This is a genomic window from Colwellia sp. MB3u-45, assembly GCF_014077005.1.
Taxonomy (GTDB): Bacteria; Pseudomonadota; Gammaproteobacteria; order Enterobacterales; family Alteromonadaceae; genus Cognaticolwellia.
The window spans coordinates 413,729-435,456 of sequence record NZ_JACGVC010000053.1; the positions used below are offsets into that span (position 1 = coordinate 413,729).

Annotated in this window: 18 protein-coding genes; 15 read left to right on the forward strand and 3 right to left on the reverse strand. The window is 40.1% G+C overall.

Going from position 1 to position 21,728, the window contains the following annotated elements; translation table 11 throughout:
- Positions 1-302: 302 nt before the first annotated feature.
- Positions 303-1,145: an archaetidylserine decarboxylase gene (asd, locus tag H4J41_RS17025; RefSeq protein ID WP_182137398.1), complete on the reverse strand. Its 843-nt coding sequence runs from the start codon at positions 1,143-1,145 to the stop codon at positions 303-305.
- Positions 1,146-1,214: 69 nt separating this feature from the next.
- Positions 1,215-2,252, reverse strand: coding sequence for a small ribosomal subunit biogenesis GTPase RsgA (rsgA, locus tag H4J41_RS17030; protein ID WP_182137306.1), 1,038 nt, complete (start codon positions 2,250-2,252; stop codon positions 1,215-1,217).
- 210 nt (positions 2,253-2,462) lie between these two features.
- On the opposite strand from rsgA, the gene orn reads away from it, so the two are divergent.
- The 5 genes from orn (at position 2,463) to H4J41_RS17055 (ending at position 9,760) form a co-directional block, all read left to right on the forward strand.
- Positions 2,463-3,008: an oligoribonuclease gene (gene orn / locus H4J41_RS17035; protein ID WP_182137307.1), complete on the forward strand. Its 546-nt coding sequence runs from the start codon at positions 2,463-2,465 to the stop codon at positions 3,006-3,008.
- Positions 3,009-3,386: 378 nt separating this feature from the next.
- On the forward strand, positions 3,387-3,875 hold the full coding sequence (locus tag H4J41_RS17040) for a DUF4442 domain-containing protein (protein ID WP_182137308.1): 489 nt from the start codon (positions 3,387-3,389) through the stop codon (positions 3,873-3,875).
- Positions 3,876-4,252: 377 nt separating this feature from the next.
- Positions 4,253-7,885: a hypothetical protein gene (locus tag H4J41_RS17045; protein ID WP_182137309.1), complete on the forward strand. Its 3,633-nt coding sequence runs from the start codon at positions 4,253-4,255 to the stop codon at positions 7,883-7,885.
- Positions 7,882-8,088, forward strand: coding sequence for a DUF1289 domain-containing protein (locus H4J41_RS17050; RefSeq protein ID WP_182137310.1), 207 nt, complete (start codon positions 7,882-7,884; stop codon positions 8,086-8,088). The genes H4J41_RS17045 and H4J41_RS17050 overlap by 4 nt, the downstream gene beginning before the upstream one ends.
- A gap of 31 nt (positions 8,089-8,119) precedes the next feature.
- Positions 8,120-9,760, forward strand: a complete 1,641-nt coding sequence (locus tag H4J41_RS17055; protein ID WP_182137311.1) for a response regulator — start codon at positions 8,120-8,122, stop codon at positions 9,758-9,760.
- A gap of 170 nt (positions 9,761-9,930) precedes the next feature.
- Here the strand turns inward: H4J41_RS17055 and queG are convergent, their stop codons facing one another.
- On the reverse strand, positions 9,931-11,076 hold the full coding sequence (gene queG / locus H4J41_RS17060; RefSeq protein ID WP_182137312.1) for a tRNA epoxyqueuosine(34) reductase QueG: 1,146 nt from the start codon (positions 11,074-11,076) through the stop codon (positions 9,931-9,933).
- A 38-nt stretch (positions 11,077-11,114) separates the two neighbouring features.
- On the opposite strand from queG, the gene H4J41_RS17065 reads away from it, so the two are divergent.
- The 10 genes from H4J41_RS17065 to H4J41_RS17110 all read left to right on the forward strand — a co-directional run bounded on the left by H4J41_RS17065 (position 11,115) and on the right by H4J41_RS17110 (position 21,634).
- Entirely contained in the window at positions 11,115-12,641 is a 1,527-nt protein-coding gene (locus H4J41_RS17065) for an NAD(P)H-hydrate dehydratase (protein WP_182137313.1), read from the forward strand.
- 16 nt (positions 12,642-12,657) lie between these two features.
- Positions 12,658-13,143, forward strand: a complete 486-nt coding sequence (tsaE, locus tag H4J41_RS17070; protein ID WP_220460886.1) for a tRNA (adenosine(37)-N6)-threonylcarbamoyltransferase complex ATPase subunit type 1 TsaE — start codon at positions 12,658-12,660, stop codon at positions 13,141-13,143.
- Positions 13,144-13,257: 114 nt separating this feature from the next.
- Positions 13,258-14,577, forward strand: coding sequence for an N-acetylmuramoyl-L-alanine amidase (locus H4J41_RS17075; protein WP_182137315.1), 1,320 nt, complete (start codon positions 13,258-13,260; stop codon positions 14,575-14,577).
- 7 nt (positions 14,578-14,584) lie between these two features.
- The gene (gene mutL, locus H4J41_RS17080) at positions 14,585-16,567 is read left to right on the forward strand and encodes a DNA mismatch repair endonuclease MutL (RefSeq protein ID WP_182137399.1); all 1,983 of its coding nucleotides are present in this window, start codon (positions 14,585-14,587) and stop codon (positions 16,565-16,567) included.
- The gene (gene miaA, locus H4J41_RS17085) at positions 16,564-17,520 is read left to right on the forward strand and encodes a tRNA (adenosine(37)-N6)-dimethylallyltransferase MiaA (protein ID WP_182137316.1); all 957 of its coding nucleotides are present in this window, start codon (positions 16,564-16,566) and stop codon (positions 17,518-17,520) included. Before mutL ends, miaA begins: the two co-directional genes overlap by 4 nt.
- A 130-nt stretch (positions 17,521-17,650) precedes the next feature.
- Positions 17,651-17,899, forward strand: coding sequence for an RNA chaperone Hfq (gene hfq / locus H4J41_RS17090; protein WP_182137317.1), 249 nt, complete (start codon positions 17,651-17,653; stop codon positions 17,897-17,899).
- Between the two features lie 33 nt (positions 17,900-17,932).
- Entirely contained in the window at positions 17,933-19,219 is a 1,287-nt protein-coding gene (hflX, locus tag H4J41_RS17095; protein WP_182137318.1) for a ribosome rescue GTPase HflX, read from the forward strand.
- Positions 19,220-19,285: 66 nt separating this feature from the next.
- Positions 19,286-20,431 carry an FtsH protease activity modulator HflK gene (gene hflK / locus H4J41_RS17100; protein ID WP_182137319.1) on the forward strand — a complete coding sequence of 382 codons (1,146 nt, stop codon included), beginning with the start codon at positions 19,286-19,288 and terminating at the stop codon, positions 20,429-20,431.
- A gap of 3 nt (positions 20,432-20,434) precedes the next feature.
- Entirely contained in the window at positions 20,435-21,319 is an 885-nt protein-coding gene (hflC, locus tag H4J41_RS17105; protein ID WP_182137320.1) for a protease modulator HflC, read from the forward strand.
- 129 nt (positions 21,320-21,448) lie between these two features.
- Positions 21,449-21,634 (forward strand): DUF2065 domain-containing protein, encoded by a 186-nt coding sequence (locus H4J41_RS17110; protein WP_182137321.1) that lies wholly within the window; start codon positions 21,449-21,451, stop codon positions 21,632-21,634.
- Positions 21,635-21,728 lie beyond the last annotated feature (94 nt).

Here is a 21,728-nt window from a genome sequence, read left to right on the forward strand (position 1 = left end):
TTATTGCTATCCTAGCTTGCGACGAATAAATGAGCAATAGTAATAGTTGAATTGCTCTATTTAATTATCATTATATTCACATCATAAGTACTGAAAATATTTATTAGCCGATCGTGTTAATTATTGCTCTTACAGTATGATGTGATCGCTGTGTAAATTTTGTCAATATACCTACACAGGCGCGCCGCTTGCTAAAAAGCTAGCAGTGAACTCTCAATAAACTCACCACTAGCCCCTTGATGGGATATTATTTACATTTTTTGTAATGCTTATCGCTGAGCTTTAAAGCGATGGGATAACATTTATGCACTGGTATCCAATGTCACTAAATCAGCATAATGTTCACCCAGGCGAGTCACTGTTTCTGGCCCCGCTTGCGGGTTAAATTTCACCATATTCGGCGCAAAGGTGGTAACAACAGTGGAGCCGAGTTTAAATCGACCCATTTCAGCGCCTTTCTCTAGAGTTATTGCCCCCGCGCCCTCTGTTGGATATTGCCAGCGAAATACATCTTTACCTGCAGGAGGTGTTATCGTGCCAGCCCAAATGGTTTCAATACTCGCGACTATGGTTGCGCCGACAAGCACCATCGCCATCGGGCCATGTGCGGTATCAAACACTGTGACTACACGCTCATTACGGGCAAATAAGTTGGGTACATTATTGGCGGTTAACGGGTTTACTGAAAACAAATCACCGGGCACGTAAATCATTTCTCGTAAGGTGCCGGTAATCGGCATGTGAATACGGTGGTAATCTTTCGGCGCCAGATAAATACATGAAAATTCACCATCTTGAAAAGGTGCTGCCGTTGCTTGATCGCCACCCAGTAAGGTTTCCAAACTGTAGTTAAAACCTTTCGCTTGAATAAGTTGCCCTTGTACAATCGGCCCTTGTTGACTAATAGCACCATCAACAGGATAACAAATAGTGTTTGGGTCTGCGATTATAGTGCGTGCGCCTGCTTCTAATTCACGGGTAAAAAAGTCATTAAAGGTGGTAAAATCAGTGGCGTTTTTTAACTTAGCTTCTGCCATATTAATGTCATAAGCTTTGATAAAATAACTGATGGCCTTAGTGGTAAGCCAGCCAGCTTCTGCCGCGGCAAATTTACCTACCAGTCGCGAAATCGCATGTTTTGGCATCAGGTGTTGTAGGGCGATTTTCAATTTATTAACTAGCACTATTTTTTCCTTATTATGGGGTTAACTGTCTTAATCATTAAAGCGTGAGGTTAGGGTATTATCACCTAAACTGGCTAATATTTTTTGGAAACTGGCTAAGCGCTCTGGGAATATCTTGCCTTCATCTTTCGCCGCAATTAAGGCACAGCCGGGATCGTTTTGGTGTTTACAGTCACGAAATTTACAGGTCCCTATGTAGGGGTCAAATTCGATAAAGCCATTACTGACCTGTATGGGTGATAAATGCCACAAGCCAAATTCTCGTATGCCGGGTGAGTCAATCAGATCGCCACCTTGTTCAAAATGATATAATCGAGCAACCGTTGTAGTGTGCTGACCCAGCCCTGAATTTTCTGAGACAATTTTAGTGACGACACCTAATTCAGGCATCAAGGTATTAGTTAGCGTTGACTTACCAACGCCAGACTGACCAACAAATACACTGGTATGTTGGCTAAGTTGACACTTTAACTCGGCAATACCTTCACCGGTTTCGTTACTCATGTAAGTCACTTGGTAACCAATTTTACGGTAAATATTCAGTTGATTTTCAATTTCATCACGATTGCTATCATCGAATAAATCAATTTTATTCAATAAAATAACCGGGGTAATACCGGTTTGTTCAGCCGCGACTAGGTAACGATCAATAATGTCGGCATTAAAAGCGGGTAACACAGATGAAACAATCAGTATTTGGCTAATATTGGCTGCAATAGGTTTAACACCGTCGTAAACGTCAGGGCGACTCAGTACCGACTCACGCTCATGAACGGCTTCAATTACGCCTGAAATACTGTGTTGCGTTTCTTTGCCTTTACGCCAAAGCACTTTGTCACCACAAACCAAGGAAGCAATACTGCGGCGCATATTACAACGAAACACTTCGCCATCGCTGCCCTCTACATCAGCATGTTGGCCAAAACGACTAATGATAGTACCGGTTTCAACTGCAGCGAGTTCATCATCTTGCCATTGTACTTTTTCAGTAGATTTACGTAATTTCTTACTTTGGTTCGCTTTGATCTGTCGCGTTTGACCTTTGGTTAATTTTTTGGCTTTAGCCACAAGTTATTCTCTTTTTATGTTAACTCAGAATTTGTATTTTTAATCTCTGTTGGTAACCGATAAATAAATTTAATCGTGTTACCTTCTGCCGTATTATATACTCAAGTAGCGCTTAAATGCATGTGTAATCGTGCCTTTACAGGCGTACTCTCTGTAGTTTATCTGCTAATATATATAATTTGATCCACAGTAAATAACGTAGGAATGACAATGAACGCTAACGATAGCAATTTAATTTGGTTAGATTTAGAGATGACCGGCCTTGAACCGAGTACTGACGTTATTTTAGAAATTGCGACAATCATTACCGATAGCCAACTTAATATTTTGGCTGAAGGCCCAGTGTTTGCTATTCATCAAAGTGATGAAATATTAAATAATATGAATCCTTGGTGTATCGAGCATCATGGCCAATCAGGTTTAACCCAAAGGTGTCGAGAAAGTAGCACGAGTTTAGCGCAAGCAAGTGCTGAAACCTTGGCATTTTTTAAGCCATATGTTACACAAGGTAAATCGCCTATGTGTGGTAATAGCATTGGGCAAGATAGACGCTTTATTAATAAATACATGCCAGAATTTGAAGATTACTTTCACTATCGTAATCTTGATGTGAGCACAGTAAAAGAGTTGGCCCGTCGTTGGAAACCAGAGGTATTAGGCAAAGTGGTTAAAACGGGAGCACATTTAGCCATGGATGATATTCGTGAATCAATTGCTGAATTGAAAGTTTATCAAGAACATTTTTTTAAGCTGTAGTAGCGGCATTTAAAACTGAGTAAAGCCTATAATTAGACGCATTAGCGTCTTTTTTATGCTCAGGCCTCACTGAGATATTTTGGCCTTTGAGGCATTTTTAGAGCTTAATCTGGCTCCTACACTTCGCTGCTACATTTGGTCCATCGTTTACAGTTATTCAAGCACCTGTGCGTTGTTGTTAGCCATTCAGTGCGCGCAGTATTAATCACCTTAATGATTCTTCCTATATTAGGCTAATAACTTATATGACGTTTAGCCGGTGGTTTTAAGGCGTTATTATGTAAACTTTAAAGCGTAATAAGATAAAAAAACTTGAAGGTCTGACCAGTTTGCTTGACAATCATTAACGCATTTTGAAAACATTTATCTAGGATATTTATGGTTAATCGCTTTAGTCGAATCGTTAAACAAATTAAAAAGTTTCCAAAAATCAGTCATTCATTTTTGTTAACAAAATTATTTTGCTCTCAGGTTAAATATGCCAGCACGTCAAAGGTCACTCTGGTCGATATAGAACAGCAGCAAGTTAAGTTGTCTATGGTCAATCGCAAAAGAGTACAAAATCATATTGGTGGTGTGCACGCTATTGCCGCGGCGTTATTAGCTGAATCGGCGACAGGTATCGTTTTTGGTTTGAACTTACCCGATAGCTGTCTGCCTTTATTAAAGTCGATGACGATTAACTATCAGCGCAGAATGCAGGGAGATTTAACCGCTATTGCAAGCATTTCAGATCAGCAAATTGCATTATTGACCCAAGAAAAGGGCAATATGGACATTGCGGTTACCATCACTGATGAATCAGGCGAACAGCCAATTGAATGTATAATGACATGGGCATGGATCAGTAAAAAAACCAAAAAGTAATAAGCGCTAATCATCACAAACATTAAAAAATGCATGTGGGTCAAGGTAATACTAAGTAATCGCTGATCTCTTTCAGCGCGCTGTGGTTACACTTTGGCGCTTATGGGATCTTAGCTCGTTACCGCTGATTTATCCCGACTTGCTCTTATTTCCTAGCTTAACGCTGAAACTGCAGCTTGCAGTGGAACGGATATATATAGGTTAAGATAAAATGCTCTGCTGGCATGATTAATCTTTGCTAATTAATCTTAAAGCCATACACTATTAATGGTATAACTAATTTTTGCTAAGTTGTTGCACCATACAGCTTGGCGTCACTGGGTTATATAGGTATATAAAAATATTATCTATTTGATTTATTAGGATATTACCCAAGCATGGATTCAACACTGCCGCTATATCGTCAGCTTAGCCGCCAATTTTTTTTATTGGCCTTGAGCTTTTCCTTACTTTTTTTGCTGGGGTTTTGGTTGTACTTTCAATCGGAACAAGATTTAGCGCTAGTTAAAGATCAACAATTGCCTGCCCTTGAACAACACCATCAACGACAATTGTTATTAATTAAAAATAATCGCTTACTCAATGATCTGCTTGATAGTAGGTCGGCGCTAAAATTTGATGAAAGTTATCAAACACTGAATGAAAACTTAAAAAATATTTCTGCGTTAAGTCAAAATAATAAGCGGTTATTAGCGCAGTTAACTCAGCGTTTAAAAATGCAGGCAGAAAATGTCACACGCTTAACTGAAAGTGCTCGACGAAACCTTCAACTTAAAGACAGTGTCATTATTCAATTGATCCTAGTCACTGATAGTTTATCTCATTTAATCGCTGAGCAAACAAGTCAGCAAAAGGATTTATATCGTCAAATCAGCCAAGACAACTTAACCAAAAGGGTAATTACCCTACGGGCGAAGGCATTAAGTAACTTAGTGAATAGCTTAAATATTAATCGTGAGTTGCATCAAGGTATCATTGATACTTTAGTGATGTTTAACCAACTTGATTTACAGTATGATTTAGTCGAATTTAATTATATTCAGCAAGAGATTCAACTCGATATAATGCGTTGGCTGGCAAATGCCAGTAATGTGATGAATGAAAATTCAAATGAAACAGGCTTAGTTGAACAAATATCAGTGCTTAATCGCTTGCTGTTTAGTGAGCAAAACACTTTTGCAAAATGGCATGGTCAATTACGCAGGGCCGTTGACTTGCAGGCTGAATTAGCAAAACAGAAAGCTGAGTTAATCCCCTTACTTGATCACACACTTGTCGTGCAACCCCTTAAACCATCGCTTATCAAACAACAGTTTTTCGCATCGATGGTCAAGGCTAATATTGACGTGCAGCCTAAGCATTACACTTGGCTTATTACCGGTGTTTTTCTTTTACTTAGCCTAATTTTTATCAGTTTTCTTTTCAGTTTACGCAGAAAAATAAAATGCTTTGGTAAACAAAGTGCCGCTGTCGTTGAAGAGTTTGTGACTACAGGTCATGTGGTAGCAAAAATACCTGGGCTTGAAGTCACAACAATGCTTAATGCTATTAAGCAACTGTCTCAACCTTTACATCGTGAAGCCGACTTTGAACAACAGCATCAAGAATACCAAAGGCAAATAGTATTCATGTCTCGTCATAGCGGGGTTGTTTTTTGGCAAATGCCTTTGCGGTCAGAAAAACAGCAACAACAATTGTCAGCTTTACTCGGTGTTGACGTTAACAATCAACATTGGCGTCAGTGCTTTAGTCGGGCCGATGTTCGGGCTATTTTGTCTCTTGCGCGACACGCCAAAAAGCATCAGGGTGTTGAAAAAATTTCGTTAATTAGCAATCAAGAACAAGCCCTGGCTTTAACGCTTGAATATGTTGCTGGCCTTTGGTGTGGCAGTTTATCTAATGCAGAAGAATATCAAGTACTTAAAGATAGTAATGCACAGTTACAACAACAACTTAAACAGCAAAATCAAGCAGATAAGCTCGCTATTATTACCCGTAGCGACAAAGCGTTAGGCCTAGTGAATAGCCTAATGTTACAAAGACAGTTAGTGTCGATTACTCAGGGTGACGAACAATTTGCCTACCAGCAATTACGGCAATTAGCGCGCTGGAATGAACAACAAAAAACTTGTGCCCAATTACGTTTAAACGATTTTGTCTTGACCTTATCTAGGGTAACACTGGCTAATGAAATGCATACAGTTTTAGCTAATGTTAGTTTGGCTGCAGGGCAAAGTAACAACTGCATTTATTTGCACATGGCAGAGAATTTAGCCTCTTCGGTGACACTTGAAAGTGAATTGTTTCAGGCCATGATAGCGACAATATGTCATAAGATACTAAAGGAGCAGCGGGGTGCGGAGCTTAATATCGCTTTGCAAGTTATCGACGTAAATAGCGGCCAACAAACTGTACAGATAAGCTTTTTGCTTAACAAGCCATCTGATGCACAGATGCTATCTCAGGTGATTAACGAGTTAGCGTTCGATGATGAAATAACGGCTGACTTTGCTCATGCTACTGAGCATTATTTACGAGATTTGCAGTTAGTTTTTAATGTCAGTAATAAAGCTAGTCAACTGTTAGAATCGGCTGGAAAATTTTCTTTTGAATTTTCGTTAACCATTGCCGAGGAGCTGAATAAAACTAGCGAACACCAACCAGTAAACTTAGCTAAGTGCGCACTTTTAGTTATTGCCACTGACAAAGTTAGCCGTGAAAGAATTTGTCATCAACTCGGCCACAGCAAAGCCATAGTGGAAACAATGCAAGATTTGTCGCTATTTCGTCGCCAAATGAGTATAAAGCACCTAATGAAGTATCGCTTGGATGTGATTATTTTATCGCCTGAAGTCTACTGTTCAGATTATGATTTGATCACCCAACACTTGTCGAGTTTGCCGGCTAAAATACAACCTAAAATATTAGTTATTCAGCCACTTAACTGTACTAGATTACAAAGAGCAGGATTGTTTTCAGCCAGTAATTTACCTTGGTTTGCCGGTGAGTTAATCACCAATATTATCGCGTTGTTAAGTAATAACAACCAGATTAACTTATTAGTTGAGCCAGAGATTTTCTCACCTTATCGTTTTATACCTAGCCAAGTTGAAGTTTTACTGGGTGTGATCATGACCAGTAAACATCAAGTTTTGCTGAGAATATTGCATTGGCTTGGTTTACAGGTGACTGTGGTTTCTCAACAAGACCAGCTCGAACACTTATGGCAGTCAGGGCGTTACTTAGTAGCTATTGGTGAGTTTTCCAGTTTTAACCATACTGTTAACAGTACTGTTAATAATACATTAACGCCTGTTCGTGGCCTGTTTGCTTTGAGCAATAATAAAGATAAGTTAGACGATTTTTTCGACAAATGTAACTTACCAACGTCTTGGCATAGTGGCTATTTAGCCCCGACATTAGATATTCAACAATTAATTCAGCAATTATCTCCTTGGTTAAAGTCAGCTGCAGGCACAGGTGATAATCAAGCCATATTAGCCTCACCGGCAGATAAGCAAGATAATAAGTACAGTGTCATGCCAAATACTGTGCCTGACAAGAGCGATGTGACTGTTGAGCAAGTATTGAATATGGCTGATATTGAGCAGTCGTTAGACTTCTCTTTTGGCTTTGAGCAAATAAATAAACCAACAGCAGAGGCTTTGGATTTAACCCAATACGCAGAAAATCAAGGCTCTGCTGAGTTAGCCGCTTTTATGTTAGATGAATATTTAGCAGACATTAGCACCAATCTCCAAGCGTTAAGTTCGGCACTAGCGGCGCAAGACTACCGCCTCGCTTTAGCGCTTTTACAGTCGTTAACTACCTTAGCGAATGTTATTGCCGCCAAACCTTTATTGGCGCAATGTCGACAGTTAAGTCAGTTGCTTAGCCCAAAAGCGTTAAATGGCGCTTTTTCAGTAGCAGAAAAAGAGCCATTGCAACGTCAGCTAAATCACCTCAAACTATGTCTATTACAGCTAACTGAATTTGCAGAAGCGATATGAGTGTTCAATACTACCAGTCAAAAGACAAAGTTAAAGATGTTGCTAGCCCTTGTGTAAGTCATTGTGGCCTCAACGAGGACGATGTTTGTTTAGGCTGCTTTCGCAATATTGATGAAATTATGACATGGCGCCAGCTTGATGTAGCAGCAAAAAAAGCGATACTTAACCAGTGCCGACAACGTCAACAACAATATGGAAAGTAGCAGGCTAAAACAATAGCCAGTAAGGTAAATCATGCAAGATGTTGAAAAAAATACCTTAGCGCAACTTGATCAACTTAATGTTTTAGTTATCGACGATAACCTACTAGTACACAGTGTGTTAAAAGCAAGCCTATTTGCGCTTGGTATAAAGGAAGTGCGCTGTGTGCAAAATGCCTATTATGGTCTTAGGTTGTGCGATGAAATGCATTTTCATATTGTTATTTGCGCCTTTAACATTCAAAGCGACAAAGACGGCTTTCACTTATTAGAAGAATTGAAATTTAAAGGCCATGTGACTAAAACTACGGTATTAATATTCCTCAGTACAGAAACCAATGAAGCCTTGGTTAACTCTATCATCGAGTTGCAACCCGATGACTTTTGGACAAAACCGTTAGCGATAAAAAAAGTCAGAACCCGCTTCATCGCGATATTAAAGGTCAAGCAAGTGCTTTTTAATATCAACAATGCGATAGACAAAAAAGCCTACGCCAAAGCACTTTATTTTGCCGATCGACACCTGCAAAATGAAAAGTTAGCCCATTATCATCCTAATATTAACCGCATTAAAGGTGAGTCATATCTTTCCTTGCTTGAGTTTGAAACAGCAGAAGCTTTTTATCGGAGATTATTTAAAACCTATAAATACTCCTGGGTATATTTAGGCTATGCCAAAGCCTTGTTAAAGCAAGGTCGCTTGGGTGAAATTAGCGATATGGTAAACAGCTTGATTGATAAGCCAGACACACGTTTTGGTGCTCACGATATGATGGCGCAGTATTTCATCGAACAAGAACAATATCAGCAGGCCTATGAAGAAATTAAAAAAGCCATGGCACTGGCACCGAGAAATATTGAACGTAATAGAAAGTCGTGGGATTTAGCCCGCTTAACTCATGATTATAAAGGACAATATGTAGCGACGCGCAACATAGCACAACAAGCGAAAAACTCTATTCATGACTCCCCCGCACTTTTACTGAATGTGATCAGAGCGGGTATTGATTTTGCTTGTGCAACTCCAGATGACAGTGCCAATGAAATATTGCGGCAAACTGATCGTTATATCAGACAATTTGAGCATGACTGCCTAGATTTAAGCCTTTTTAAACAACCATTATTAGTGGTTAAAGCTAGGTTACACAATGTCCGTAATGAACAAGCTAAAGCGATAAAATTAGTTGAAAATCATATGTCGCTTATACCCAGCACAGTAGTAGAGGATAATTTAGATCGGGTGAAAGTATTGCATGAGTTAGGTATGCGTGAAGAGGCGATAAAATTGCTTGCAGCCATCAATCATCAAATTGCCGGTAATTCGTTGAATAGCCAAGTGGTTAGGCATTACATAGCGCAAGAAAGCCAACAGCGTGAAGAGATACACTTTACTGCCAAAGAACTTAACCGCATGGCGGTTGAGCATTTTCAGAAGCATCGATTACTACCGGCGTTAAAGGCCATTCAACAAGCATTACAACTGAGTCCAAATAATGTCAAATTACTGTTTAGCCAATTAAAAATATTGATAAAAATTAAGCAAGAAGATCAGGACACACCTGAGCATCAGGTGACAGTCGAGGGTATTCTTGCTGTGCTTTCAACGCTAAATTTTGAAGGTAAAGGCCTGGCAACGCTGAACGAATTAACGCTGAAATGGCAAAAATTAAACTAGTGGCAAACGCCATGATTTTTACCAAGCTCATTAATTTCCTGATCATTTCACCTGGGTAAAACAATTCACTACTGCGTTATTAAAATAACTGCCATGGTTTTGTTGGTTTTTTCCACAAATAAATCAGACCCGCTAATTAATGAAACGGGTCTGATTTAATGCATTAGGTGCTAAGCATCGCGAGGCATACCTTTTTCAACCGAACGAATTAATCGTGCGGTTAAACGTAAATTTTGATCTTTAGTTAAAGCTTGTTGTTTAAGTTTTTGTTGTGCTATTGCCCACTCAATATGTTCAGCAACCATAGGGGCTGAGTTTGCTATTTTTTCAGTTAACGCCTCAATATTAGCTATTGAGAAATCGGCATTACCCAGGGCAACGGCGATATTTCGCTGCCAACACTGAAAGCCAATACGACGAATAGGCGAGCCTTCAGTTTTACGTAAAAATCTTGCTTCGTCCCACGAAAACAAAGTTAATAAAGTGATATTGTCTAAGTTTTGTCGAGGTTTAAAATCATCTTCACTGCCAAGCTTGGCAAACTTGTTCCACGGGCAAATTAATTGGCAGTCATCGCAACCATAGACTCTATTGCCAATTAAAGGCCTAAATTCTACCGGTATGGCGTCACGTAATTCTATCGTCAGATAGGATATACAGCGTCTTGCATCGACCACATAAGGTTCAACTATGGCTTGAGTTGGGCATATTTTGATACAGGACACACAAGTACCACAGTGATTTTCTACCTTAGTATCATGAATTAAGGGTATATCAACCAAGAGCTCGCCGATAAAAAACCAAGAGCCCGCTTGCTTGTTAATCAGTAATGAATGTTTACCCACCCAACCTAAACCTGCTTTTTCGGCCAGAGGTCTTTCAAGTATTGGCGCAGAATCAACAAAAGGGCGATAATTAAGATTGTTACAATGGGTTTTAATTATCTCACCTAATTGTTTTAGGCGTTTGCGCATTAGTTTGTGATAATCGCGACCCAAGGCATATCGGCTGATATAAGCATGATCGCGATTTTTTAAAATGCGAGCAAATTTCGCATCGGTAGGCAAATAATCCATGCGCACGCTGATAACATTCAGGGTGCCGGCAACCAATTCCTTTGCTCTGGCCCGCATTAAGCCATGGCGGGCCATATAATCCATAGTGCCGTGATAGTTATTTTCTAGCCAACGGGTTAAAGCGTCCTCGTGTTCAGATAAGTCGACATCGCTAATACCCACTTGTGAAAAGCCAAGTTCTTGGCCCCAAAGCTTGATTTTTTCTGTTAAATCTTGATAGTTAAGAGCAGGTGTAGTCATGGCAGCCGAATGTTCAAACGATAAAGGTGGTATTAAAAGTGTCGAATAGTTTAACACATCATGCTTATAAGGTTAATCAACTACAACGCTATGAGGCTGACGCCGCACAAGCAGTCGGTATCAATTTATTTCAACTAATGGAACGAGCAGGCCGTGCGGTGTTCAGTCAAATACAGCAGCATTTTCCCGCCGCGACTAAGCTCCTCATTGTTTGCGGTAAAGGCAACAATGGTGGCGATGGTTATATTGTTGCCAGATTAGCCCATCAAGCCGGTCTAGCTGTCACTGTGCTGGTTAATGCTGAGCGCGAATCTATTACGGGCGATGCACAACAAGCGCTAACCTTACTTACCGTGCTGCCAGTAAAAATTGATTTTTGCCCGCAAAGTGAGGCAATGGAAACCCTTGTAGCTGGGTTTCAAGCAGGTGTTATTGTTGACTGCTTATTTGGTATTGGTTTTAGCGGGGTATTATCTTCAGCCCTTGTCGACTTGATTACCCAGATAAATAACCAGCCATGCCCACGGGTGTCGGTTGACGTGCCGTCAGGACTTAATGCTGACTCAGGGACAGTATCAAGTGTTGCGGTCAAAGCCGATTTAACGGTGACATTAATAGCCTATAAGCAAGGTTTATTGACGGGGCAAGCCGCAAACTATGTCGGTAATCTTCAGCTTGAAAGGCTAGGCGTAAATCGGGCGTTAGCGGCGTTAACCTCAGCAGCATGTTTTCGCCAAAGTGAGAAAAACTTACCGGCTATTCTACCCAGAGCCCCTTGCAGCCATAAAGGTAATATTGGCATGTTGCTAGCGGTTGGCGGTTTTCACGCCTTTACCGGCGCTATTTGTTTGGCTGCAGAGGCCGCTTTGCGAACGGGTGCTGCACTAGTTGGTGTTTGTTGTCACGAAAAGTCACGTAACACTTTACTGACCAGACAAGCAGAGCTGATGGTAGTGGCAAATTCAGCCGAAAGCTTAAAGCGTTCAGCGCTACTAAAAAAAATAAAAGTCATCATACTTGGCCCTGGCTTAGGGCAAGAGCTTTGGTCAAAAGCGTTATTTAATTTGGTGATTAAGCGGCCTGAGCCAAAAGTAGTTGATGCTGATGCCTTAAGGTTACTTGGCAAAAGTGCATTAAAAAATGCTCAATGGGTATTAACACCTCATTCAGGTGAAGCTGCGGCTTTACTATCATGCTCGATTGCTGAGATTGAAGCGGACCGATTTTCAGCGGTAAAAAAAATAGCGCAACAATATGGCGGCGTATGTGTGTTAAAAGGTGCCGGTACACTGGTATCTAATGGCGATATTGTTTGGGTTAATAGTACGGGTAATGCAGGCATGGCCAGTGGTGGTATGGGTGATGTGCTCAGCGGTATTATTGGCGCACTAATCTTACAAAGTGAGGATTTATTTGTCGCTGCCCGCTTAGGTGTCTATATTCACGGTCGTGCAGCTGATATTATTGCCCAAAAGCACGGTCAAATAGGGTTACTTGCGAGTGATCTATACCCCGAAATTCAGCGGCTAATTAATGGTAATTACGCTGCAGATAAGATACTTTAGAAGTAATAACAATACGATGAATAATTTTGTGACAAAAAAAAACTTTATATTAGCCGATGAATTGGCAACAATCACTTTGGGTAAACAATTAGCTGATATTGTAAAAACAGAGTTGAAACAAGGGATTATTGTTTACCTAAATGGTGATCTTGGTGCCGGAAAAACTACCTTAACACGAGGTTTTGTGCAAGGAATGGGGCATGTCGGTAATGTTAAAAGCCCAACCTATACCTTAGTTGAACCCTATGACTTAGCAGACTGGCAAGTGTATCATTTTGACTTATACCGGCTAGCTGACCCTGAAGAATTAGAGTATATGGGCATTCGAGATTACTTTAATAGCCAGTGTTGTAGCTTTATAGAGTGGCCTGAAAAAGGTCAGGGCATGTTACCAGAGCCAGATATGATTATAGACTTGGCTTATCATGATGAGCAGCGTCAGGTTTCACTCTTGGCTAAAACAGTTTTAGGTAAACGCTTACTGTCAATTTTAGCGCGATAGCGCGCTTTATTGCTCACAGATAGTTTCAGCGCAGTTCAAGTTTCAGCGCAGTTCAATAAGAAAAGTAACAGCTAAAAAAGGCTGTTGAAAGGCCCTTAAAAGGTAAGTGATTCAATGCGTTTAGCAAGTTTTTCAAGAAAAATCATAGTCATACTTATGCTCTGTCTAGGCATAGTAAGTATTGCTAACGCCAGCAACAGTATTGACAGTGTGCGGGTCTGGCCTGCGCCTGAAAATACCCGTATTGTTTTTGATCTTAGTCAACAACCTGATTTTAAATACTTTTCATTACAATCCCCTCAACGCTTAGTGATCGATTTTAAAAATAGTACAAACTATGTCGATTTAATGTCGGTGATAAAAGCTGACCGCCGAGTGAAAAAAATTCGCACGAGTCGCTCAAAACAGCAAGGAACGACTCGCTTAGTACTTGAGTTAGCGGATAACTTTCGTATCTCTGTATTTCCGCTGGCGCCTGCGGGGCAATACGGTGACCGGCTGGTTATTGATCTCTACGACAAACAAAGTCAGACCATTGCACAACACGACAATAGCAAAGGTAAACGCGACATCGTTATTGCCATTGTTGCCGGACATGGTGGTGAAGACCCAGGTTCTATAGGTGCTGCAGGAACTTATGAAAAACGCATAACCTTAAAGATAGCGCAAAAACTCGCTAATTTAATTAACGAAAAGCAAGGTCTAAAAGCGGTGATGATCCGCAGTGGTGACTATTATGTTAACCATGATCGTAAAACTGAATTAGCCAGAAAATCCAAGGCTGATCTGCTTATTTCTATTCACGCTGACGCCTTTACCTCATCACAACCCAACGGCGCTTCAGTGTTAGTACAAGCTACGCGTCGTGCTGATTCAGAATTTAGCCACTGGATTCAAAACCGAGAAAAAAATTCCGAACTACTAGGTGGCGCAGGTGCAACTATTAGAAAAACTAAGGATAACAACTTAGCAATAGCACTGGGTGATATGAAGAAAGAATACACTATGGCAAGCAGTTATGATTTTGCTGAACATGTGGTTAAGCAGCTTAAAAAAGTCACAAGGCTACATAAGCATAAGCCAGAACGTTTAAGCTTAGCGGTATTAAAATCTAATGATATTCCGTCAGTATTAATTGAAACCGGTTTTATTTCTAATCCACAAGAAGAAAGACGTTTAAATAATGCCAATCATCAATATAAGTTGGCTAAGGCAATATATATTGCGGTAGATGACTACTTCTCTCGTAATCCACCTGATGGCACATTAATCGCTGCGACACGATTTCGTGAACACAGGGTCAGCCGCGGTGAGTCGCTTTCTGTAGTTGCTCAGCGTTATAAAGTTTCCGTTAGAAAATTAAAATCTGCCAATAATCTCACCTCTAATGTGGTTAGAATTGGCCAAACACTCAAAATACCACAGGCAGATTAATCTTCGCATGACCATTGCCATATTACCCGCTCGCCTCGCCAACCAAATTGCCGCTGGTGAAGTCGTTGAACGTCCAGCCTCGGTTGTTAAAGAACTGGTAGAAAATAGTATCGATGCTGGCGCCACAAGCATTAAAATAGACATTGAAAAAGGCGGCGCCAAACGCATTCGCATTATCGACAACGGCAAGGGTATTGCCAAAGCAGAGTTAGCGTTAGCGCTGAGCCGACATGCCACTAGTAAAATTAAAGACCTTGATGATCTTGAAGCCATTAGTAGTTTGGGCTTTCGTGGTGAGGCATTAGCCAGTATTAGTTCTGTCGCACGGTTAACTTTAACCTCTAAGCCTGAAGCACAAGCGTCAGCGTGGCAAGCGAATGCGGAAGGGCGTGATATGGCGGTGTCAATCAAGCCTGCTGCTCACCCAAATGGTACAACAATTGATGTGAGCGACTTATTTTTTAACACGCCAGCAAGACGAAAATTTTTACGCACAGAAAAAACAGAGTTTGCTCATATTGAAGAAGTGATTAAACGCATTGCATTGGCAAATTTTGCTATTACTTTTGTGCTTACCCATAACCATAAAGTGGTTAAACAATTTCGCGTCGCTAATTCATCAATACAGCGCAGTAAAAGGGTTGCACAAGTTTGTGGACAAAAATTTATTGATCATGCGATAGAAATTAATTGCGAACATGACGGCCTACATTTACAGGGTTGGATTGCCCAACCAAGTTATTATCGTAACCAAAATGATCTTACCTACAGTTATGTTAATAATCGTATGATGCGCGATAAGTTAATTAATCATGCCATTCGTCAAGCTTATGCCGATTTATTGCCCAGTGACAGCTACCCTGCATTCGTCTTGTTTCTACAACTCGATTTTTGTGAAGTTGACGTTAATGTGCATCCGTCTAAACATGAAGTACGTTTTCATCAAGGGCGTTATGTGCATGACTTTATTTATTCGGTCTGTAATCGTGCCTTAACTAATGAGTTAGCGCTCAAGGTTGATAATAGTACCGGCGAAATTTTAACGCCTGATAACGAGGTTCAAAGCCCTCAGCAAGCTGAGATTCAAGCCGCTAGCTTCATTACCCCTTTACGGGCAAGTACTGATAGTGATCGGCAAAGTAATGCCTTAGCTAGAGATCAGGCTGCAAGCCAAAAGGCTGAATATAGCGCTGATAACAAAGACCCGCGAGTTAGCAGCAATTTTTCTCAAGCTAATGCGCGACATTATTCGACAAAAATAAATCCTCAAGCGAGCAAAGCCTACAGTGATTTAATGACACCATTAGCGCTTAATTCACAGGTAACTGAGCCTGAACTACCCCCAATAACGACTGATGTCGCACCAACAGCCGCCATGCCAATATTGGTAAATACCGCATCATCAAGTCAAGATGAAATGACAGATGCGACAAAAATTTTATTCTGGCAGGCACCACATTACCTTGTTATTCAACAACGCCAGGCGTTACGTTTATTATCAGTGAACAAGCTCGAACACTTGTTACGGCTGCAAGTTATCCAGCAACGTTGGCATGAAAAATTGGTCAGTCAGCCGTTATTACTGCCAATAAAAATTAAGGTCAGTGAAAAAGTAGCAAAATTTGTGCAAATAAATGAAAAACAATTTCAGCATATGGGCATGGAAATTCGTCAGTTACAGACCAGCACATTACAAATTCGACAATTTCCTGCTTTGCTAAGAAATAAAGATATAGCTAATAGTTTTGATAAGCTAATTAAACAGTTAGACGTTGAAAATCAAGAGAGTGTCTACGCAGAAATTGATTGGCAAATGGCATTAGCTAGCCTTATGCTAAGCGAAGAATGTACGCAAGCACAGGCATTACAAGTTTGGCGAAATGCTGAAAGTGATTTTAATTGTCAATTTGAACAGCAACTACGCTTGAATTCGGTCGCCATAGACCTCACATCTTCAGTAAATGAGTTAGATAAAATATTACCGAAATGACTAAGCTGGCAAACCAAGAGCATATTGACGATAAACAGCCACCCGTTATTTGTTTAATGGGGCCTACAGCCTCAGGTAAAACTGCTCTAGCAATGGCATTATATGATGCACTACCTTGTGACATTATTAGTGTTGATTCAGCGTTAGTTTTTAAAGGTATGGACATTGGTACGGCGAAACCAACAGCGGATGAATTAGCGGCTTATCCACATCAATTGATCGATATTAAAGATCCAAGCGAAAGTTATTCTGCCGCTGATTTTTGTCAAGATGCGCTTAAGGCCATTGCAAAAAGTCGAGAAAATGGTCGTATTCCTTTATTGGTCGGCGGTACTATGATGTACTTTAAAAGCTTGATTGAAGGTATTTCGCCATTGCCTCAAGCTGATCAAAGTATTAGAGATATAATAGCGTTAGAAGCGGCTAACAAAGGTTGGTTGGCTATGCACGAAGAGTTGCAAAGTTTTGACCCTGTTTCAGCAGAGCGCATTCATCCTAATGATCCGCAACGACTTGCAAGAGCGATAGAAGTTTATCGAAAAACAGGTAACACTTTGACACAATTGACCGAAATAAAAGGTGATAAAGTCAACGGGAATATTTTACAATTTGCGATAGCACCGAAAGAACGTAGTGACTTGCATGCACGAATAGAGTTACGCTTTACGCAAATGATAGCACAAGGCTTTGAACAAGAAGTTACTGGCTTGAAAGCAAGGGCTGATCTGGACCTTGACCTGCCGGCTATCCGTTGTGTTGGTTACCGACAAATGTGGCAACATTTAGCGGGCGACTATGATCACGATGAGATGGTTTTTAGAGGTGTTTGTGCAACACGTCAGTTAGCAAAAAGACAGTTAACCTGGCTACGGAATTGGCAAAATTTACATTGGTTAGATATGGAAGATGAAAATAATTTAAAAGTTATTTTATCGGCAGTAAGCAAACTTTAAACATTGATGTATAATTAAAACAGCTGTGTATTAACCAGCTAGTTTTATTGAATAATTTTAATAAAGTATTTTTAATAAAGTATTCAACAGAATATTTAACTTTCACTAAAAATAAAAAAGGTACCTAATAATGGCAAAGGGGCAATCTTTACAAGACCCATTTTTGAATGCGTTACGTCGTGATCGTATTCCTGTAGCAATTTACTTGGTTAATGGCATTAAACTACAAGGGCAAGTAGAGTCATTCGATCAGTTTGTAATTTTACTTAAAAACACCGTTAGTCAAATGGTATATAAGCACGCTATCTCAACGGTAGTACCCGCTAGAGCAGTAACTAGTATGCCAGTCCCACAAATGAATCAGGACATAGAAGATTAATGCAAAAAGTTAGTATTGTATTGAGTCGCTCATTTGTTTGATAGATATCAGGCAGGTGAGCGGGCTATACTTGTTCATTTAGATTTTCCCGATGATAATACCCGTGAAGACTTACAAGAGTTTGAAATGCTTGTAAGTTCTGCTGGTATAGGTGCGTTAAATACCATCACAGGTAAACGCGCTACTCCGCACCCGAAATATTTTGTTGGTACAGGTAAAGTGCAAGAAGTTGCTGATGCTGTACGTATGTTCGATGCGAATATTGTCTTGTTTAATCATAGTTTATCGCCATCTCAAGAAAAAAACATTGAAGCCTTGTGTCAATGTCGTGTGGTTGATCGTACGACGCTAATTTTAGATATTTTTGCCCAACGAGCTCGAACTCACGAAGGTAAATTACAAGTAGAATTAGCACAGTTACGCCATATGAGTACACGATTAATACGCGGTTGGACTCACTTAGAGCGCCAAAAAGGTGGTATTGGTTTACGTGGGCCAGGCGAAACTCAGTTGGAAACAGATAGGCGTTTATTACGTGATCGTATGGTCAATATCCGTAAACGCTTGGGAAAAGTTGAAAAGCAAAGACAACAGGGGCGTCGGGCGAGAACTAGAGCTGAAATCCCAACACTTTCTTTAGTGGGCTATACCAATGCTGGCAAATCAACATTATTTAACCAAATAACCCAGGCAGGCGTGTACGCTGCCGATCAACTGTTTGCCACTTTAGACCCCACTTTGCGTAAAATTGAAGTAGATGAAGTCGGTCGTGTTATTCTGGCTGATACCGTAGGATTTATACGTCATCTACCCCATGATTTAGTGGCCGCATTTAAAGCGACGTTAACTGAAACAAGAGAAGCAGAGTTGTTGCTGCACATTATTGACATTGCTGATGAACGACGTAGCGAAAATATTGAACAAGTAGAAGAAGTTTTAAAAGAGATAGAAGCGGGTGATGTTCCGCAACTATTGATTTGTAATAAAATAGACCAGTTAGATGATGTTGAACCCAGAATTGATCGTGATGATCAAGGGCTACCGATTCGTGTTTGGCTGTCAGCCCAAAAAGGCATTGGCATTGAGCTTTTATTTCAAGCACTGTCAGAACGATTAGGTAAAAAAATTATCAAACACCTACTTTGTTTACCGCCTAGTGCCGGTAAACTTCGTGGTCAACTTTACCAGTTAAATTGCATTACTGATGAGCATTATGACGAGCATGGTAATTGTTTATTAGATATAAAATTACCGGTGAGAGAATGGAATCAGTTACTAAAACAAGACGAAGCAGAAATAGAGCACTTTATTCACACTTAACAGACTGATATATTAGCGTGGTTAATATAGCAGTTAGCGCATTAATTTTTTATAGCGGAGAATAGCATGGCTTGGAATGAACCGGGGAACAATGAGAAAGACCCCTGGAAAAACAAAGGTGGCAAAAATCAAGGCCCACCTGACTTAGATGATTTATTAAAAGATATCGGCAATAAATTTGGCGGTATTTTTGGTGGCAACAAATCAGGAGGCGGTGCGGGGAAAAACTTTTCTAGTATCGGCATCATGGTAGTGCTTATTGTGGCTATTTTGGGCTACGCCTTCGCTGGCTTTTTTACTATTAAAGAAGCTGAAAAAGGTATCGTTTTACGCTTTGGTCAGTATGCTGGCACGGTAGAACCTGGTTTACGTTGGAAGTGGACGTTCGCTGAACGTATTATTCCAGTTGATATGCAAACCACACGTAACCTTCCTTCTTCAGGCTTTATGCTAACAAAAGATGAGAATGTTGTTCGTGTTGAAATGCAAATTCAATATCGTGTAGTTAATGCACGTAATTATATTTTCAGTGTTACTAATGCTGATGAAAGCTTAAGCGAATCGCTTGATAGTGCTCTGCGCTATGTGGTTGGTCACTCAAGAATGGATGACATTTTGACCAGTGGTCGTGAAGCTGTGCGCCAAGCAGTATGGACAGAGTTAGAAGAAATTATTAAACCTTATAATTTAGGTTTGATTGTTGTCGATGTTAACTTCAAGGACGCTCGTCCTCCTGAAGAAGTCAAAGACGCTTTTGATGACGCCATTGCTGCACAAGAAGATGAAGTGCGTTTCTTACGTGAAGCGGAAGCGTATGCAAGAGGCATTGAACCTCGTGCTCGTGGCCGTGTTAAGCGTTTAGAGCAAGAAGCATTAGCTTATAAAGCGCAGATACTACTTGATGCAGAAGGTGACGTTGCTCGTTTCAACAAGTTATTACCTGAATATCAAGCAGCACCTGAAGTTACCCGTCAGCGTATGTATTTAACGTCGATGGAAAAATTTTATAGCAACACCAGTAAAGTAATGGTTGATGTTGACGGCGGCAATAGCATGATTTATCTACCACTAGATAAAATTATGCAACAGCAGTCTAGTAGTCAACGTGCTACGCAACAATCAGTACCGGCGATAAACCAGTCGTCAAATAGTACTAATACTGCACCAGCATTATCCGGTCGTAATGATCGTTTCAATAATGGGAGAGACTAAGCCATGAAGAATTTTATATTGGCAATTATTGCCTTAATACTTGTGCTAACAGTTTCGTCTGTTTTTGTTGTGACTGAAGGCCAACGTGGCATAGTTTTCCAGTTCTCAAAAATTACGCGTGACGGTGATACCGGCGACATGAAAGTTTATGAGCCAGGTTTACACTTTAAATTTCCATTTATTAACACAGTACGTAAACTTGATGCGCGTATTCAAACTTTGGACGAAGAGCCAGATCGTTTTGTAACATCTGAGAAGAAAGATTTAATGGTCGACTCATTTGTTAAATGGCGTATTGTTAACTTTTCAACCTATTATTTGCGTACTTCAGGTTCAATTGAGAACGCTCGCGCGTTATTGAAACAGAAAGTAAATAATGGCTTACGTACCGAGATTGGTACACGTACGATTAAAGAAATTGTTTCTGGCGATCGAGATGACATCATGGCCCAAGCATTAGAAAGTGCTACCAGTAGCCGTGAAGATTTAGGTATTGAAGTGATTGATGTTCGCATCAAAGCTATCAACCTACCTACAGAGGTCAGTAATTCAATTTACGAACGTATGCGTGCTGAACGTACCGCTGTGGCGAAAGAACATCGTTCACAAGGTCAAGAGCAAGCTGAAATCATTCGTGCCACTATTGATGCTAAAGTAACGGTTATGTTAGCAACAGCACAGAAGAATGCACAAGAAGTTCGTGGTGAAGGTGATGCCCTAGCAGCAAAAGTCTATGCCGACTCTTATACACAAGATGCTGAGTTTTATAACTTCTTCCGTAGTTTAGAAGCTTATGAAAACAGTTTTAGCTCTAAGAGTGATATTTTAGTTATTAAACCTGACAGTAATTTCTTTAATTACCTAAAGAATGGTAAAAAAACTAATTAGTAGTTAAGGTTAAAGAGTAATTTAAAAGCCATGACATTGTCATGGCTTTTGTGTTTTTATCACTTGAAAAATGTACTCAAAGTGTTCTAGATTTGGTTTTCATTGTATGGGTTTATATAAGGAATTTACATGCTATCTACGTTGCTAATGGCATTGGCTATTGCGTTAATTATTGAAGGAGTGATTCCGGCACTATTTCCGAATAAATGGCGAGCCTATGTTTTAAAACTAGCCAATGAACCGGTTAATACTATTCGTCAAATAGGTTTATTTTTGCTGTTAATCGGTATTATGCTGTTTTGGACAGTAAATTAATTCCTTTGCTAACTCTGCACTACCACAGGTTTTTTTAATAACGCATTAAAATTCAACAATTATTGCTTGGACTCAATATTGATATTTGATAGAA

Bases quoted from the DNA above. Each gene is read 5' to 3' on its own strand.
- asd (WP_182137398.1), bottom strand. From the start codon at position 1,145: ATGCCAAAACATGCGATTTCGCGACTGGTAGGTAAATTTGCCGCGGCA.
- orn (WP_182137307.1), top strand. From the start codon at position 2,463: ATGAACGCTAACGATAGCAATTTAATTTGGTTAGATTTAGAGATGACC.
- H4J41_RS17040 (WP_182137308.1), top strand. From the start codon at position 3,387: ATGGTTAATCGCTTTAGTCGAATCGTTAAACAAATTAAAAAGTTTCCA.
- H4J41_RS17045 (WP_182137309.1), top strand. From the start codon at position 4,253: ATGGATTCAACACTGCCGCTATATCGTCAGCTTAGCCGCCAATTTTTT.
- H4J41_RS17050 (WP_182137310.1), top strand. From the start codon at position 7,882: ATGAGTGTTCAATACTACCAGTCAAAAGACAAAGTTAAAGATGTTGCT.
- H4J41_RS17055 (WP_182137311.1), top strand. From the start codon at position 8,120: ATGCAAGATGTTGAAAAAAATACCTTAGCGCAACTTGATCAACTTAAT.
- queG (WP_182137312.1), bottom strand. From the start codon at position 11,076: ATGACTACACCTGCTCTTAACTATCAAGATTTAACAGAAAAAATCAAG.
- tsaE (WP_220460886.1), top strand. From the start codon at position 12,658: ATGAATAATTTTGTGACAAAAAAAAACTTTATATTAGCCGATGAATTG.
- H4J41_RS17075 (WP_182137315.1), top strand. From the start codon at position 13,258: ATGCGTTTAGCAAGTTTTTCAAGAAAAATCATAGTCATACTTATGCTC.
- mutL (WP_182137399.1), top strand. From the start codon at position 14,585: ATGACCATTGCCATATTACCCGCTCGCCTCGCCAACCAAATTGCCGCT.
- miaA (WP_182137316.1), top strand. From the start codon at position 16,564: ATGACTAAGCTGGCAAACCAAGAGCATATTGACGATAAACAGCCACCC.
- hfq (WP_182137317.1), top strand. From the start codon at position 17,651: ATGGCAAAGGGGCAATCTTTACAAGACCCATTTTTGAATGCGTTACGT.
- hflK (WP_182137319.1), top strand. From the start codon at position 19,286: ATGGCTTGGAATGAACCGGGGAACAATGAGAAAGACCCCTGGAAAAAC.
- hflC (WP_182137320.1), top strand. From the start codon at position 20,435: ATGAAGAATTTTATATTGGCAATTATTGCCTTAATACTTGTGCTAACA.
- H4J41_RS17110 (WP_182137321.1), top strand. From the start codon at position 21,449: ATGCTATCTACGTTGCTAATGGCATTGGCTATTGCGTTAATTATTGAA.